Origin of the sequence: Pseudomonas sp. TCU-HL1 (assembly GCF_001708505.1) — a bacterium.
Classification (GTDB): Bacteria; Pseudomonadota; Gammaproteobacteria; order Pseudomonadales; family Pseudomonadaceae; genus Metapseudomonas.
The window spans coordinates 4,131,953-4,147,847 of the sequence record NZ_CP015992.1 but is presented as its reverse complement, the minus strand read 5'-3'; the positions used below and the strand labels follow the sequence as shown (position 1 = coordinate 4,147,847).

Annotated in this window: 12 protein-coding genes; 6 read left to right on the top strand and 6 right to left on the bottom strand. The window is 64.7% G+C overall.

Translation table 11 applies throughout. The features are described 5' to 3' along the window. Positions 1-35 precede the first annotated feature (35 nt). The 5 genes from serC to cmk all read left to right on the top strand — a co-directional run bounded on the left by serC (position 36) and on the right by cmk (position 6,326). Positions 36-1,121, top strand: a complete 1,086-nt coding sequence (serC, locus tag THL1_RS19195; protein WP_069086569.1) for a 3-phosphoserine/phosphohydroxythreonine transaminase — start codon at positions 36-38, stop codon at positions 1,119-1,121. Beyond that, a complete protein-coding gene (pheA, locus tag THL1_RS19190) occupies positions 1,121-2,215 on the top strand; it encodes a prephenate dehydratase (protein ID WP_069084712.1) in 1,095 nt (364 codons plus the stop codon). Before serC ends, pheA begins: the two co-directional genes overlap by 1 nt. Positions 2,216-2,294: 79 nt before the next feature. Further along, entirely contained in the window at positions 2,295-3,407 is a 1,113-nt protein-coding gene (gene hisC / locus THL1_RS19185) for a histidinol-phosphate transaminase (RefSeq protein ID WP_069084711.1), read from the top strand. 4 nt (positions 3,408-3,411) lie between these two features. Beyond that, positions 3,412-5,643: a bifunctional prephenate dehydrogenase/3-phosphoshikimate 1-carboxyvinyltransferase gene (locus THL1_RS19180; RefSeq protein ID WP_069086568.1), complete on the top strand. Its 2,232-nt coding sequence runs from the start codon at positions 3,412-3,414 to the stop codon at positions 5,641-5,643. Continuing rightward, positions 5,640-6,326 (top strand): (d)CMP kinase, encoded by a 687-nt coding sequence (gene cmk, locus THL1_RS19175; protein WP_069084710.1) that lies wholly within the window; start codon positions 5,640-5,642, stop codon positions 6,324-6,326. The genes THL1_RS19180 and cmk overlap by 4 nt, the downstream gene beginning before the upstream one ends. Before the next feature lie 314 nt (positions 6,327-6,640). Here cmk and THL1_RS19170 read toward each other — a convergent pair whose 3' ends face one another. The 3 genes from THL1_RS19170 to THL1_RS19160 form a co-directional block, all read right to left on the bottom strand. Further along, positions 6,641-8,206 (bottom strand): BCCT family transporter, encoded by a 1,566-nt coding sequence (locus THL1_RS19170; protein ID WP_069084709.1) that lies wholly within the window; start codon positions 8,204-8,206, stop codon positions 6,641-6,643. A gap of 324 nt (positions 8,207-8,530) precedes the next feature. Beyond that, positions 8,531-9,286: an SDR family NAD(P)-dependent oxidoreductase gene (locus THL1_RS19165; RefSeq protein ID WP_237234735.1), complete on the bottom strand. Its 756-nt coding sequence runs from the start codon at positions 9,284-9,286 to the stop codon at positions 8,531-8,533. Between the two features lie 9 nt (positions 9,287-9,295). After that, complete coding sequence (locus tag THL1_RS19160) at positions 9,296-10,063, bottom strand: SDR family NAD(P)-dependent oxidoreductase (protein WP_069084708.1); 768 nt, start codon at positions 10,061-10,063, stop codon at positions 9,296-9,298. Between the two features lie 211 nt (positions 10,064-10,274). Between THL1_RS19160 and THL1_RS19155 the strand changes: the two genes are divergently transcribed. After that, positions 10,275-11,225 carry a LysR substrate-binding domain-containing protein gene (locus THL1_RS19155; RefSeq protein ID WP_069084707.1) on the top strand — a complete coding sequence of 317 codons (951 nt, stop codon included), beginning with the start codon at positions 10,275-10,277 and terminating at the stop codon, positions 11,223-11,225. Positions 11,226-11,538: 313 nt separating this feature from the next. On the opposite strand, the gene THL1_RS19150 is transcribed toward THL1_RS19155, so the two are convergent. The 3 genes from THL1_RS19150 to THL1_RS19140 form a co-directional block, all read right to left on the bottom strand. Further along, positions 11,539-12,858 carry an MFS transporter gene (locus THL1_RS19150; RefSeq protein ID WP_069084706.1) on the bottom strand — a complete coding sequence of 440 codons (1,320 nt, stop codon included), beginning with the start codon at positions 12,856-12,858 and terminating at the stop codon, positions 11,539-11,541. Positions 12,859-12,928: 70 nt separating this feature from the next. Further along, positions 12,929-14,005: a C45 family autoproteolytic acyltransferase/hydolase gene (locus tag THL1_RS19145; protein ID WP_069084705.1), complete on the bottom strand. Its 1,077-nt coding sequence runs from the start codon at positions 14,003-14,005 to the stop codon at positions 12,929-12,931. 85 nt (positions 14,006-14,090) lie between these two features. After that, on the bottom strand, positions 14,091-15,818 hold the full coding sequence (locus THL1_RS19140; RefSeq protein WP_069084704.1) for an amidohydrolase: 1,728 nt from the start codon (positions 15,816-15,818) through the stop codon (positions 14,091-14,093). Positions 15,819-15,895 lie beyond the last annotated feature (77 nt).

Here is a 15,895-nt window from a genome sequence, read left to right as displayed (position 1 = left end):
CACTGGTGCCCCCGCGCTACCCAGTGAGAATGGATGTGAGCAAGCGAGCCTTTAACTTCTGCGCCGGCCCGGCCGCGCTTCCGGAAGCTGTTCTGCAACGCGCCCAGGCGGAACTCCTCGACTGGCAGGGCAAAGGCCTGTCCGTCATGGAAATGAGCCACCGCAGTGACGAATACGTTGCCATTGCCGAAAAGGCCGAGCAGGACCTGCGCGACCTCCTCTCCATTCCCTCCAACTACAAGGTGCTGTTCCTCCAGGGCGGCGCCAGCCAGCAGTTCGCGGAAATCCCGCTGAACCTGCTGCCGGAGAACGGCGTCGCCGACTACGTCGAAACCGGTATCTGGTCGAAGAAGAGCATCGAAGAAGCCAGCCGCTTCGGCCGCGTGAACGTCGCCGCCAGCGCCAAGGGCTACGACTACTTCGCCATTCCGGGCCAGAACGAGTGGCAGCTCTCCAGGGACGCGGCCTACCTGCACTACGCCTCCAACGAAACCATTGGCGGCCTGCAGTTCGACTGGATTCCCGAAGTCGGCGATGTGCCGCTGGTGGCGGACATGTCCTCGGACATCCTTTCCCGCCCACTGGATGTTTCCCGTTTCGGCCTGATCTACGCCGGCGCCCAGAAGAACATCGGCCCGAGCGGCCTGGTGGTGGTCATCGTCCGTGAGGACCTGCTTGGTTGCGCGCGTGCCAACTGCCCGACCATGCTCAATTACAAGATTGCCGCCGATAACGGCTCCATGTACAACACCCCGGCTACCTTCTCCTGGTACCTCTCGGGCCTCGTCTTCGAGTGGCTGAAGGAGCAGGGTGGCGTCGAGGCCATGGAGCAGCGCAACAAGGCCAAGAAGGAGCTGCTCTACGGTTACATCGACAAGAGCGACTTCTACACCAACCCGATCGCCGTCAACGCCCGGTCCTGGATGAACGTTCCGTTCCGCCTGGCGGACGAGCGCCTGGACAAGGACTTCCTCGTCGGCGCCGATGCCCGTGGCCTGCTGAACCTCAAGGGCCACCGTTCCGTAGGTGGCATGCGCGCCTCCATCTACAACGCCGTCGGCCTCGACGCAGTCGAAGCCCTGGTGGCCTACATGGCGGAGTTCGAGAAGGAGCGCGGCTGATGTCCGAGCAAGAACTCAAGGCCCTGCGCCTGCGTATCGACAATCTCGACGAGAAAATCCTCGAGCTGATCAGCGAACGTGCCCGCTGCGCCCAGGACGTGGCGCGGGTGAAGATGGCGTCCCTGCCCGAAGGCGAGAAGCCCATCTTCTATCGCCCCGAGCGTGAGGCCTGGGTCCTCAAGCACATCATGGATCGCAACCAGGGCCCGCTGGACAACGAAGAGATGGCGCGGCTGTTTCGCGAAATCATGTCCTCCTGCCTGGCCCTGGAACAGCCGCTCAAGGTCGCCTACCTCGGCCCGGAAGGCACCTTTACCCAGGCGGCGGCACTCAAACACTTCGGCCATGCGGTGATCAGCGCGCCAATGGCTGCCATCGACGAAGTGTTCCGAGAAGTGGCCGCCGGTGCGGTCAATTTCGGCGTGGTGCCGGTGGAAAACTCCACCGAAGGCGCGGTGAACCACACCCTGGACAGCTTCCTCGAGCACGACATGGTGATCTGCGGTGAGGTGGAACTGCGTATCCACCACCACCTGCTGGTGGGCGAGAACACCAAGACCGACACCATCACCCGCATCTACTCCCACGCCCAGTCCCTGGCCCAGTGTCGCAAGTGGCTGGACGCCCACTACCCGAACGTTGAGCGTGTGGCCGTGTCCAGCAACGCCGACGCCGCCAAGCGGGTGAAGAGCGAGTGGAACTCGGCGGCTATCGCCGGTGACATGGCAGCCAGCCTCTACGGCCTGACCAAGCTCTGCGAGAAGATCGAGGACCGCCCGGACAACTCCACGCGCTTCCTCATCATCGGCAGCCAGGAAGTGCCGCCCACTGGCGACGACAAGACCTCCATCATCGTCTCCATGCGCAACAAGCCGGGCGCCCTGCACGAGCTCCTGGTGCCGTTCCACAACAACGGCATCGACCTGACCCGCATCGAAACCCGCCCGTCCCGCAGCGGCAAGTGGACCTACGTCTTCTTCATCGACTTCGTCGGCCACCACCGTGATCCGCTGATCAAGGACGTGCTGGAGAAGATCAATCAGGAAGCCGTTGCCTTGAAGGTGCTGGGTTCCTACCCCAAAGCGGTGCTTTGAATTTGCGACGGGCCGTCGCGCTCCAGCCTGGGTTGGGGCGCGCCACGGCGGCCCTTAGCCCGTAGTTGAGGCTGAATCCATGAGCTGTGACTTCCTCGCCCTTGCCCAACCGGGCGTGCAGAAACTTTCGCCCTACGTACCCGGCAAGCCGGTGGATGAACTGGCCCGCGAGCTGGACCTCGATCCGACGGGCATCGTCAAGCTGGCCAGTAACGAGAACCCCCTCGGCCCGAGCCCCAAGGCCCTCGAGGCGATCCGCAACGAATTGGCCGAACTGACTCGCTACCCGGACGGCAACGGCTTCGAGCTCAAGCGTCGGCTGGCTGAGCGCTGCGGTGTCACCCCCGCCCAGGTCACCCTGGGAAACGGTTCCAACGACATCCTCGACCTGGTCGCCCGTGCCTACCTGGCGCCGGGCCTGAACGCCGTGTTCAGCGAGCACGCCTTCGCCGTCTACCCCATTGCCACCCAGGCCGTGGGCGCCACCGGCAAGGTGGTTCCGGCCAAGGATTTCGGCCATGACCTGCCGGCCATGCTGGCGGCCATCGACGCCAACACCCGTGTCGTGTTCATCGCCAACCCGAACAACCCCACCGGCACCTGGTTCGGCCCGGCCGCGCTCGAGGACTTCCTCGCCAAGGTTCCGGAGAACGTCCTGGTGGTGCTGGATGAGGCCTACATCGAGTATGCCGAGGGCGAAGAGCTGCCTGATGGACTGAACTACCTGGCGCGATTCCCGAATCTGCTGGTCTCCCGCACCTTCTCCAAGGCCTACGGGCTGGCTGCGCTGCGGGTGGGCTACGGTCTGTCCAGCGCCCAGGTGGCTGATGTGCTGAACCGCGTGCGCCAGCCCTTCAACGTCAACAGCCTGGCCCTGGCCGCCGCCTGCGCCGCGCTGGATGATGCCGAGTACCTGGCTGAAAGTCGCCGCATCAACGATGCCGGCATGCTCCAGCTGGAAGAAGGCTTCCGTGCGCTGGGCCTGACCTGGATTCCCTCCAAGGGCAACTTCATCGCTGTCGACTTCGGCCGCGATGCCGCTCCGATCAACCAGGCCATGCTGCGTGAAGGTGTGATCCTGCGCCCGGTCGGCGGCTATGGCATGCCCACCTTCCTGCGCGTCTCCATCGGCCTGCCGGCCGAGAACGCCCGTTGCCTGGAAGCACTGGCCAAGGTGCTCGGCCGTGGCTGATGTCATGACCGTGCAACAGGGCGCGCCTATCTTCGGGCGCCTGGTGGTGATCGGCCTGGGCCTGATCGGCGGTTCCTTTTCCAAGGGGCTGCGCGAGAAGGGCCTGTTCGCCGAAGTGGTAGGGGTGGACAAGGACCAGGAGTCCTGCCGCATCGCCGTCGAGACCGGCGTGGTCGACCGCTGCGAGAGTGACCTCGCTGCGGCCTGCTGCGGTGCCGATGTGATCCAGCTGGCCGTACCCATCCTCGCCATGGAAAAACTCCTCGCCGAACTGGCCCAGCTGGACCTGGGCAATGCCGTCCTCACCGACGTCGGCAGCGCCAAGGGTAATGTCGTGCGCGCCGCGCGCCGGGTATTCGATGGCATGCCGGCGCGTTTCGTACCCGGCCACCCGATCGCCGGCTCCGAGAAGAGCGGGGTAGAGGCAGCCAATGCCAGCCTGTTCCGCCGCCACAAGGTCATCCTCACACCGGTGGAGAACACCGACCCGTCTGCCCTTCAGTGTGTCGACCAACTCTGGCACGCCCTGGGAGCGGACGTGGAACACATGGACGTTGAGCACCACGACGAGGTGCTCGCGGCAACTAGCCACCTGCCACACCTGCTGGCATTCGGCCTGGTCGACTCGCTGGCCAAGCGCAGCGAGAATCTGGAAATTTTCCGTTATGCCGCTGGCGGTTTCCGTGACTTCACGCGGATCGCCGGCAGCGACCCGGTGATGTGGCACGACATCTTCCTCGCGAACCGCGATGCCGTGCTGCGAATCCTGGACGCATTTCGCGCCGACCTCGACGCCCTGCGCGGCGCGGTCGACGCAGGGGACGGGCATGAATTGCTGGGCGTGTTCACCCGCGCCCGCTTCGCCCGCGAGCATTTCAGCAAAATCCTGGCCCGCAGGGCCTATGTGGACGCCATGCACAATAACGATCTGATTTACCTGGCTCAGCCGGGTGGCAAACTCGCCGGCCGTGTTCGCGTTCCGGGCGACAAGTCCATTTCCCATCGCTCCATCATGCTCGGCTCCCTGGCCGAAGGCACCACTGAAGTCGAAGGCTTCCTCGAGGGCGAAGACGCCCTGGCAACCCTGCAGGCCTTCCGCGACATGGGCGTGGTCATCGAAGGGCCGCACCACGGCCGCGTGACCATCCACGGTGTTGGCCTGCACGGCCTGAAGCCGCCGCCCGGCCCGCTGTACCTGGGCAACTCCGGCACCTCCATGCGCCTGCTCAGCGGCCTGCTGGCGGCCCAGCCGTTCGACACCACCCTGACCGGTGACGCCTCGCTGTCCAAGCGTCCGATGAACCGTGTGGCCAAGCCGCTGCGCGAAATGGGCGCGGTGATCGAGACCGGCGCCGAAGGCCGCCCGCCGCTGACCATCCGTGGCGGCCAGCGCCTGACCGGCATGAACTACGAAATGCCGATGGCCAGCGCCCAGGTGAAATCCTGCCTGCTGCTCGCCGGCCTCTACGCCGCCGGTGAAACCGCCGTGACCGAACCGGCGCCGACCCGCGACCACACCGAGCGCATGCTGCAAGGCTTCGGCTACCCGGTGAAAGTGGACGGCAACACCGCCACCGTCGAGAGCGGCCACAAACTCAGTGCTTCTCGCATCGAAGTGCCGGCCGACATCTCCTCTGCCGCCTTCTTCCTGGTCGCGGCCAGCATCGCCGAAGGCTCCGAGCTGCTGCTGGAGCACGTCGGTATCAACCCGACCCGTACCGGCGTGATCGACATCCTCAAGCTGATGGGCGGCGACATCACCCTGGAAAACCAGCGTGAAGTCGGTGGCGAGCCGGTGGCCGACATCCGCGTGCGTGCAGCCAAGCTGAAGGGCATCGACATCCCCGAAGACCTGGTGCCGCTGGCCATCGACGAGTTCCCCGTGCTCTTCGTCGCTGCCGCGTGTGCCTCCGGCCGCACTGTGTTGCGTGGCGCGGAAGAACTGCGCGTGAAGGAATCCGACCGCATCCAGGTCATGGCCGACGGCCTGCAAGCCCTGGGCGTGAAGGCCGAGCCGACCCCGGACGGCATCGTCATCGATGGCGGCTCCATGGGTGGCGGCGAAGTCTGGAGCCACGGCGACCACCGGATTGCCATGTCCTTCAGCGTGGCTTCGCTGCGTGCCACCGCACCGATCCGCATCCATGACTGCGCCAACGTCGCCACCTCATTCCCGAACTTCCTCGGCCTGGCGGCCCAGTGCGGGATCCGCGTCGCGGAAGAGGACAAGGCATGAACGCCAACCTGCCCGTGATCGCTATCGACGGACCGAGCGGCTCCGGCAAGGGCACCGTCGCCGGCCTGCTGGCCAAGCGCCTCGGCTGGCGCCTGCTGGACTCCGGCGCGCTGTATCGCCTGCTGGCCTTCGCTGCGCGCAATCACGGCGTCGACCTGACCAACGAGGAGGCCCTCAAGGTCCTGGCGGCTCACCTGGACGTGCAGTTCAACGCCAAGACCGGCGGTGGCCAGCGCATCATCCTCGAAGGCGAAGACGTCACCGACGTGATTCGCTCCGAGCAGGTGGGTGCCGGCGCTTCCCAGGTCGCGGCGCTGCCCGCCGTGCGCGACGCGCTGCTGCAGCGCCAGCGTGCCTTCCTCGAAGCCCCCGGCCTGGTGGCCGATGGTCGCGACATGGGCACCGTGGTGTTCCCCCAGGCACAACTGAAGATCTTCCTCACCGCCAGCGCCGAAGAGCGCGCCCGTCGCCGCTACCTGCAGCTCAAGGGCAAGGGCATGGAAGCCGACCAGGCCTCTCTGCTGAAGGAAATCCAGGACCGCGACGAGCGTGACAGCCAGCGCTCCGTCGCCCCGCTGAAACCGGCCCCGGACGCGATCATCCTCGACTCCACCAGCCTCAGCATCGACGAAGTGCAAGAGGCAATCCTCAAAGCCTTCGCCGCCCTCGGCCTGGACGACTGAAGTCCCGGCTCGACGAAAACGCCGCAGTCACCGACTGCGGCGTTTTCGTTTGTGGAGCGGGGAGGTCGCACCGGTCTTTTTGTGGGAGCGAATGATCGATGGGTATCGCTTCGCTCCATCACATCCTACGAACGACCCCAGTCGAACTGTGCAGACCCTGGTTGAGCGTTGCGCGGTTGCCGACCCGCGCATGGTGCGAACAGCGCAGGCGTCATACCGCGAAGGCGACGAGAGAAGGGCCATAACCCAGTTGCGCGGCGAAGGCGAGGAAGCAGGTGCCGCCGTGAAGCGGCACCTGCTCCTGGACTGGAACCTTAATCCGCAGCGGCACGCACTGGATTGCGGAGGGCGGCAAGCGAGTCGTGCGCCGCGCCCATTGGCTGGTCATCCAGCAGCGCCTTGCACAGCGATACGCACAATCCCACCATCACCAGCAGGAACGGCGCGGCGAAGATGATGGCCGCGGTCTGCAGCGCATTCAGGCCGCCCATCACCAGCAGTACCGAGGCCGCCGCGCTGGTCAACACGCCCCACAGCGCCACCAGCCAACTCGGCGGCTTCAGGTTGCCGCGGGCGCAGAGCATGCCCATGACGATGGAGCCGGCATCGGCCCCGGAGATGAAGAACACGCCAACCAGCAGAATGGCCGCAAATGAGGTCAGCGCCGCAGCGGGATACTGCGCCAGCAGCATGAACAGCGCCACCGCCGGTCCCTGGTCGTTCACGGCTGCGGCGATGCCGCCAGCGCCGGCCAGTTCCGAGTACAGGGCCGAACCGCCCATGATCGCGAACCACACCATCGTCACGCCGCTGGGAATGACGATCACGCCGATCACGAATTCGCGGATGGTGCGGCCGCGCGAGATTCGCGCGATGAAGGTGCCTACGAACGGCGCCCAGGAGATCCACCAGGCCCAGTAGAAGATGGTCCAGCCAGCGAGCCACTTGCCGTCACTGAATGCTGCGGTGCGAAATGACATCGGTACCAGTTCCTGGAGGTATTCGCCTATCGAAGCCACCAGCGTGTTGACGATGAACACACTGGGGCCCACCGCTGCCAGGAACAACAGCAGTACCACCGCGATAACCATGTTGAGGTTGCTCAGGAACTGCACCCCCTTACCCACGCCGGAAATGGCGGAAAGGATGAAGAACACCGTCATCACTACGATGATCGCCAACGCAATGCTGTTCGATTCGCCGGTATTCCAGAGGTAGTTCAGGCCGCTGTTGATCTGCTGTGCGCCCAGGCCGAGCGAGGTGGCGGTGCCGAAAAGCGTGGCCAGGACCGCCAGTATGTCGATCGACTTGCCCAATGGCCCACGCACACCCGCCTCGCCAATCAGCGGTGTAAAGGCGCTGGAGATCAGGTTCGGCAGTCCCTTGCGGAACGAGAAGTAGGCAATTGCCAGGCCGACGATGGCGTAGATCGCCCAGGGGTGGAACGCCCAATGGAAGTACGCGTACCCCATTGCGATCTTGGCCGCTTCTCTGGAGTGCGGCGGCGCCAGTTCGGGCGGTAGTGTCGAAAAGTGTGTGATCGGCTCGGCCACACCCCAGAACATGAGCCCGATGCCCATGCCAACGCTGAACATCATCGCGATCCACGATGATGTGCTGAACTCGGGTTGTTCATCGTCCTTGCCCAGTTTGATCCGGCCGAAGCGGCTGAATGCCAGGAACAGGGCGAAGCCCAGAAAGAATGCGGTGGAGAGGACGAAGCTCCAGCCGAACCAGTCGATGATCTTGTCCAGCAGCGCCTGCGCCGCAGTCGACAAGGCCTTGGGCCAGAGCGCCCCTCCGGCGACCAATGAGGCCGATATCACGACAGCCCCCCAGAAAACGACCTTGTCGACGTGGGATCCAGGTGTCTTGTGCATAGGCCTCCTCAAGCTTTGCGTGCTTTTTCTTGTAAGTTTTAAAAACTGCCGTGTGGGCGACAGTCAGAGCCCCGTAATGGTCGCGTGGCCAGTGAACCGCTTCTTGCGCGTGGACGATGCCCGCAGATCCAATTGCGACAGGGCTCTGACCGAGCGGTCTAGCCAGCGACAGACGGTCGGTCGAGGCGTCAAAAGCAAAACGGGCCCCGAGGGCCCGTTTTCGTTTGGACAAGAATCGCCTTCTTCAGATCACTCACGCCGAGCGTAAATGTTGGGGGCCGGGTGGGCCTCAGCCCGCCAGCGGAGGTTCGCGTGGGTGAAATGTCAGAACGGCAAGGGCAGCTTGGCCGTTCGACCGCCGTCCACGACTATCACCTGGCCGGTGATGAAGGCCGCAGCCTCACTCGCCAGGAAGACGACGACATTGCCAATGTCCTGCGGCTCACCGGTACGCCCGACGGGATGCAGCTTGAGCAGGCCGGCACGAGCCTGCGCGGGATCGGGCTGGGCGTCGATATAGGCGTGGCTCAGGTCCGAGTTGATCCAGCCGGGGGCGATGGCATTGCACCGAATGCCATCGCGCCCCAGATCGACGGCCATCGCACGGGTGAAGCCGTGTACGCCGGCTTTGGAGCCGCAGTAGGCGGTGTGCCAGGGGTTGGCGCCTATGCCTTCGATCGAGCCGATATTGACGATACTGCCGCCACGCACGCGCAACTGCGGCAGCAGCGCCTTGGCCAGGAAGATCGGGGCGCGCAGGTTGACGGCCATCATCCGGTCCCAGTCGTCCTCCACCATCTCGTCGAGTGAGCGTTCGAACATGAAGCCGGCATTGTTGACCAGGATATCGGCGCCGCCGAACCGCTCCTCGACGGACTGTGCAATGACATAGGGCGCATCGCGCTCGGCCAGGTCGGCCTCGACCCAGGCCACCTGCGGGTTGGCACCCAGGCTTTCGTCCAGCGGCTGGCGCTGCGCGACCAGCACCCGAGCGCCGGCTTCCAGGAGTTTTTCGGTAATCCCGCGACCGATGCCACGCCCGCCGCCGGTCACGACGGCCACCTTGTTGTTCAGCATCATCTGCTCTCCTCAGCCGGAAACCGGTTTGGCGCCGGTGACTTCCACCGTCTCGCCGGCGATGTAGCGAGCCTGGTCAGACGCCAGGAAGGCGATCACGTCGGCGATATCCTCCGGCTCGGCGATGCGACCCAGCGGCACGGTCTTGTTCAGCTCCTCGATCGCCTTGTCGGGGTCCAGCCCCCGGCGCTCGAAGCCGCTGCGGATCATCGGCGTGTTGATTTCGTGGGGGCACACGGCGTTGACGCGGATACCCAGCGGAGCGCAGTCCCGGCCCAGGTTTTTCGATAGTGCCGCCACCGCTCCCTTGCTGGTGCAATAGGCGACATGACCGGGGCCCGGATAGGTACCCCAGACTGAAGACGTGTTGACGATTGCGCCACCGCCACGCTGTTTCATATGAGGGATAGCGGCGCGGCAGAGGAAGAACACCGCATTCAGGTTGACGTCCATCGCCGTGAACCACATGTCGTCCGTGGTTTCCTCGATGGTTCCGCGGGGAATGATGCCGGCGTTGTTGAGCAGGATGTCGACACCGCCGAAGCGTTCGACCGCCTGGGCGATGAGCGCTTCACAATATTCCTTCTCGCGCAGGTTGCCCGCCAGGCAATCAGCCTCGGCGCCCAACTCGCGGGCCTGGTCGACCATCGCCTCACAACCGTCGGTATTGATGTCCGAGATCATCAGGCGTGCGCCTTCGCTGGCAAACAGCCGGACCAGGGCCTGACCGACGCCACCGGCGCCTCCGGTAATCACGACAACTTTGTTTTTGAACCTCATGGCTTGCTTCCTCGGGTGGGTGATCCGAGGTCGATGATCGATAGGCCGCAAGCCGGTGACAAACGAGTTTTGCGGGGTCTTCACTTAGCTTTTAGTTAAGTGAAATGCAGGTTTCTTGCAAAGAAGCTGCTAGCCAATCTGGCTGGAGCCTGTCATTCCCAGTTGCGCTTTGGTTAACTGTTCGAAATGCCAGACTTGCCAGGTGTGCCCCATGAACAACCTCAGGCAGCTACTCCCGCCATTGAATGCGCTGCGCACCTTCGAAGCGGCCGCCCGCCATGGCAGTTTCAAGATGGCGGCGGAGGAACTCTGCGTGACCCAGGCGGCAGTCAGTCGCCAGATCCAGACGCTGGAAGACTTTTATGGCCTGAAGTTGTTCGTGCGCGGCAACCGCAAGGTCCAGCTCACCAGCGACGGGCATGCGTTGTACCTGGCGGCGTCCTCAGCCTTGCAGCACATCGCCACGGCGTCCCGCGAACTGCTGCGACGCAACAGCCTGGATTATCTGGCCCTGATCACCACGACTGCCTTTGCCCATCTCTGGCTGATGCCGAGACTGAAGCAGCTGCGAGCCCGGTATCCTGAACTGCAGTTGCATCTGATCAGCTCCGACGCAAACCCGGACTATCAGGACAGCTTCACTGCCGCGGTGACCCTGGGGCTCGAGGAGCACCCGCACTATGGGGCCGAGTACCTCTTCTCCGAAGAGATATTTCCGGTCTGCACCCCCGGCTTTCTCGAACAGCACCCCCAGATCACGACCCTGGAAGGGCTGATGAGCGTCACGCTGCTGAACCTCAGTGCGAGCCACTGGAAAGCCAGGCTCTGGGTGCCGGTCGATTGGTCGTTCTGGCTGAAGCAGTTCGGCTTCGATGCTGCCAGATGCAAGGAAACAATGGATTTCAGCCATTTTTCCATGCTGCTGGATGCGGTCCAGGAGGAAGTCGGTGTCGGTCTGGCCTGGCGCCATCTGGTACAGCCGCAGCTGGATGCGGGCAAGCTGGTCCGGCCGACCAAGGAGTCCTTTCTTGCCGATGACCGCAAGCACTACTTCGTCTGCCGCCGCGACCTGGCCGGGTCGATGGAAATGCAGATACTCCGCGACTGGCTGCTGGACCAGACGCAGGCGTTGAGAGAGCGATCCAGCCACCACTTGCGATAGCGCGAGGCTATGCATTGGCACGGCCTACGAATCCTCAGTCTTGTAGCCCGATGCGGGCATTCCCCTGACTTCATCCGGCTACGAACTGGACGCTTTCCTTGTGGGAGCGATTTCAATCGCGAATGAATTCGCTCCCACAGGACCAGTTCGCAGGATGGGTGGAGCCTGCGATACCCATCAATTGGCAGCATGGGTATCGCTTCGCTCCACCATCCTGCGACTACGAACGAAGCGGCTGCTTCTGGCCCGCTGTTCATTTGTCATCAGTTTGTAGCGGGAGAGTGCCGCTCCCCCCAAGGAGTCGCTCAACCGTCTAAACCGACCGCACCACCCCCGCACTCACCTCATTCCCAGTCTCCGCATCAATCGCCTCCATGCTCAGGTGCGCCGTCTCCCTCAGCAGGAACGAACACAGCGCCACCAGCGCCAGTGCTGCTGCACCGTAGGCCGCCACGCCAAAGGGGCTGCCCGTGGTCATCAGGATGGCCGTGGCCAGGCTGGATGCCGTGCCGCCGCCGAAGGCCGCGCCGATCTGGTAGGCGGCGGACATGCCGGAGTAGCGCATGTCGCGGGGGAACTGTTCGGCGAGAAAGGCGGGGATCGGGCCCTGGGTAGCGCCCATCAATGCGCCGACGACGATGTACGCCATGCAGGCAATCGGCAGGTTGTGGCGGCCCACCAGGGCGAAGAAGGCGAAGAAGCCGGCGGCCATCAGGGCGGCGCCGAGGATCATCACGGTGCGCCGGCCGATGCGGTCGGACAGGGAGGCGAACAGCGGTGCGCTGATGACGATGGCGACGGACAGGGACACGTCGAACAGCAGCGCTTCGGTGCTGCCGTAGCCCAGTTGCGTGGCGTAGGCGAGGAAGAAGGTGCTGCCAATGTAGGCGATGGTCACGTAGCCGAAGGCGATGCCGGTACACAGCAGCATTTCCCGAGGACGCGAGCGCAGGGCGGCGACCAGGGGCAGGCGGGTGGTTTCGCGGCGTTGCAGGGGCTTGCTGGCGGGGTTCGACAGGCGCGCGTAGAGGCCGATCAGCACCAGCACGCCGCCGAGCCAGAAGGGGATGCGCCAGGCGAAGTCGGCCAGGTTGTCATCGTATGCGGCGCTGACGATGGCGAAGATGGCCGAGCCGAGGATGCCGCCAATGCCGATGCCCATGCTGGTGAAGCTGCCCCACAGGCCGCGCTTGCCGGGCGGGGCGGATTCGATGCCGAACAGTGCCGCGCCGCCCCATTCGCCGCCGGCGGCGAAGCCCTGGATCAGGCGCAGCAATACCAGCAGCACGGGTGCGGCGGCGCCGATGCTTTCGTGGGAGGGCAGGCAGCCGATGGCCAGGGTGGAAAAGCCCATCAGCAGCAGGGTGATCACCAGGGCCTTCTGGCGTCCGGCCTTGTCGCCCAGGTGGCCGAACACCATGCCGCCCAGGGGCCGGGCGAAGAAGCCCGCACCGAAGGCGCCAAAGGCCACCAGTGTCGCGGTAAGCGGGGCGAGGTCGGGGAAGAACACCTGGGGGAAGACCAGGGCGGCGGCGATGCCGTAGATGACGAAGTCGTAGAACTCCAGGGCGGTGCCCATGCCGGAGACGAAGAAGGTCCGGAGCGCTGATTGCGGATGTTGTTGATTAGCCATGTGCCGTTGCTCGTCTTGTCGTTGTTGGAGGGAGCTGTAGGCGGTCGGTGGCGCCGGCCGCCGATCAGGGTCAGAAACGCACGCTGCCGGAGCGAGCCAGGCTCACCGGGTTGCCTGCGGCGTACTCCAGTTCGAAGGCTTCGGTGTCGATGCCGATGGTGAGCAGGGTTTCCCAGCGCTCTTTCGGCGGCAGGCTCAGGTCCGGGTGGAAGCAGATCGGCGCCTGCTCGCCGGGCTCGCCGCACATGGCGCTGGCGCGGGAGGCCAGGGTCTTGCCGGTCATGGTGTCGAGGTTGCCGTTCACGTGGTCCAGGCGGGCGTAGGTGGTGGACACGTCCAGGGTGCGTTCGCCGGGCACCAGTTCGGGGGCGAGGAAGTGGTTGGTGTGGGTGATCCAGCCGTCTTCGCGGGGCAGCACCACGGCGGTGGAATGGCGAGAGAGTTCGATGCTCGCCGCGCGGGGCGCTGCATCGTGGCGGGAGAACACCGTCAGCACGGTGGAGGCGCTGACCCGCGCCGAGCGGGCGAGGGTGATGGCTTCGTCCACGCTGCAGGCTTCTTCCAGCAGGCGCCGGGCAATGGCATGCACCGGAACGCCAGCGCTGTCGTTGTCGCTGGCGTGATGGAGGATGTTGAAGTGCAGACCCAGCCCGGCGCTGTTCACGCCGATCTTGCCGAGCATGCCGAACTCGGTGAACAGCTTGACGCCGAGGCCGTTGCTGCCGGTGAGCTGCAGCATCAGGCCGTGGGGTACCAGGGCGTCGTGCCAGTCCCAGGTCTGGATGGTGCGCGGGGCGTTCGCACCGCGTGGCGCGAACACGGCGGTGGAGCATTCGCCTTCGGGTGGCGTCGGCATCACCGCGAGGATTTCCGTGCGGGCGTTGAGCGCCGCCAGTTGCCAGAGGGGAATTCCCGCACCTTCGGCGGTGGCGACCACTTCCTGGGCCAGCGCGGGGCTCCAGGCCTCAAGAGCGCCGAGGCTGGCTTCGCCCAGGCTGCGTACCCGCGCCGGGTCGACATCCACCTGGGAGAAGAAATCGAGGTAGAGCGATACCGTCTGCCGGATCGGCTCCGCCCACCGTTCACCGATCTGCCGGCCACGGATCTGCGGGTTCTGGGTGTCGGTGACGAAGGTATGGACTTTCACTGCGTATTACCTGTTCAGCGTTGAATTGTGGTCGTGATGCGGCCCGGCGCCTCTCTTCGAGGCCCCGGGACTGGAGAACTGGAAGTCAGCGGTTGCGGGTGTAAACGTCGCGGCCGGCGAACCAGGTCTTCAGCACCTGGGTATCGCGCAGGGCCTCGGGCTCGACCTGGAACACGTCGCGGTCCAGCAGGATCAGGTCGGCCTGCTTGCCGGGTTTCAGTGAGCCGATGCGGTCGTCGAGGCGAATGGCCCGCGCGGCGTTCAAGGTGTAGGCCTGGAACATGGTTTCGCGGTCGATTTCCTCGGCGGCGTTGAGCACACCCTTCGGTCCCTTGCGGCTGACGGCCTGATAGATCGCCTTCCACGGTTCCGGGGTGGTGATCGGCCAGTCGCTGGCACCGGCGATGGTGGCGCCGTTCTTCAGCAGCGAGCGCGCCGGATACTGGTACTGGAACGCCATGGCGCTGACATAGGGCTGGACCAGGTCGACGCTGAGCTCGTCGGCGGTTGCCCAGTAGAGCTGCATGGAGGCGATCACATCCAGCGGCTTGAAGCGGGCGAACTCCTTCGGGTTGACCATCTGCAGATGGGTGATGGAGTGGGGGATGCCGCTGCTCCTGGCCTTGCGCGCCTGCTCGATGCCATTGAGGGACTCGCGCACCGCGCGGTCGCCGATGGCATGCACATGCACCAGCCAGCCACGGGCGTCGGCCGCGTCCATCAGCTCGCCGAAATGCGCCGGATCGATCAGCAGCTCACCGCTCTTGCTGGAGTTCTTGTAAGGCTCCAGCATCGCGGCGCTCTGCGCCGGGTGTTCCGCCACGCCATCGGCGAACACCTTGATGCCCGGCAGGCTGAGGTTCGGGACCCCGGCGAACTGCTGGCGCACCTTGTCCAGTTCATCCAGGTCCTTGGCGCTGGCCTTGGAATCGGCCATCAGCAGCGCGGCGACATGGGCGCTGAGTTCGCCGGACTCGGCCAAGGCCTTATAGGTGGGCAGCACGCCGGTGGAGGTGTTGTCGATCGGTCCGCCGGGAATCTCGTTGGCCAGCGGGTCCATCCAGGCGGTCAGCCCCAGGCTGTTGTAGTACTTCAGGGCGTCGCGGGCCCCGGCCAGCAGATCCTGCTGGGAGGGTAGGGGAATCAGCTCCTGGGCGGCGTAAAGGCCAGCGTCGACGAGAAAGCCATTGGGCTGGCCGTCTGCGTTGTGGCCGATAGTGGCCAGTGCTTCGCCCTTCAGGCTTTTAACCTTGGCGGTATCGATGCCGGCGTGTTTCAGCATGGCGCGGTTGGCCCAGCCCGTGTGGTAGTCCCAGCCGGCGAAGAGGATCGGCGTATTCGCCCACTCGCCCGTGTTGAAGCGCTGCGCGAAAGCGTCGAGCTGGTCCCAATAGCTGGTGGGCACTCCGCCGACCACCAGGAACTCGCCGCGTTTCGCCTTGCCGTCTTCCTGCCACTGGCGCAGGCGCTGCTCCAGCTCATCCAGTGGAATTTCCTCGCCATTGAGGTTGGCCTGGCGAAGTTGCAGACCGCCCTTGATCACGTGGGCATGGGAGTCGATGAAGCCGGGCATCAGCACCTTGCCGCCGAGGTCGAGCACTTGTGTGTCGGCCTGCTTGAGTGGCAGCACCTCGCCATCGGAGCCCACGGCCACGATCTTGCCGTTCTCGATAGCGACGGCCTGCTGCAAGGCCTGGCCCGGTTCGGCGGTGTAGACCTTGGCGTTGTGCAGGATGAGGTCGGCGGCTGCCATAGTTTCCATGGAAGAAAAGGCGAGGGCGACGGAGAACGCTAGTGGTGCAATCGGCTTCATGGGGTGTTGGCCTTGATTCTTGTTGGTCTGCGGCAAAGACTAACCAGTCGCCGTGCCGGGAATAACGCAGGGCCCGG

Coding starts and splice junctions, on each gene's coding strand:
- pheA (WP_069084712.1), top strand. CDS start 1,121: ATGTCCGAGCAAGAACTCAAGGCCCTGCGCCTGCGTATCGACAATCTC.
- hisC (WP_069084711.1), top strand. CDS start 2,295: ATGAGCTGTGACTTCCTCGCCCTTGCCCAACCGGGCGTGCAGAAACTT.
- THL1_RS19180 (WP_069086568.1), top strand. CDS start 3,412: ATGACCGTGCAACAGGGCGCGCCTATCTTCGGGCGCCTGGTGGTGATC.
- cmk (WP_069084710.1), top strand. CDS start 5,640: ATGAACGCCAACCTGCCCGTGATCGCTATCGACGGACCGAGCGGCTCC.
- THL1_RS19170 (WP_069084709.1), bottom strand. CDS start 8,206: ATGCACAAGACACCTGGATCCCACGTCGACAAGGTCGTTTTCTGGGGG.
- THL1_RS19165 (WP_237234735.1), bottom strand. CDS start 9,286: ATGATGCTGAACAACAAGGTGGCCGTCGTGACCGGCGGCGGGCGTGGC.
- THL1_RS19160 (WP_069084708.1), bottom strand. CDS start 10,063: ATGAGGTTCAAAAACAAAGTTGTCGTGATTACCGGAGGCGCCGGTGGC.
- THL1_RS19155 (WP_069084707.1), top strand. CDS start 10,275: ATGAACAACCTCAGGCAGCTACTCCCGCCATTGAATGCGCTGCGCACC.
- THL1_RS19150 (WP_069084706.1), bottom strand. CDS start 12,858: ATGGCTAATCAACAACATCCGCAATCAGCGCTCCGGACCTTCTTCGTC.
- THL1_RS19140 (WP_069084704.1), bottom strand. CDS start 15,818: ATGAAGCCGATTGCACCACTAGCGTTCTCCGTCGCCCTCGCCTTTTCT.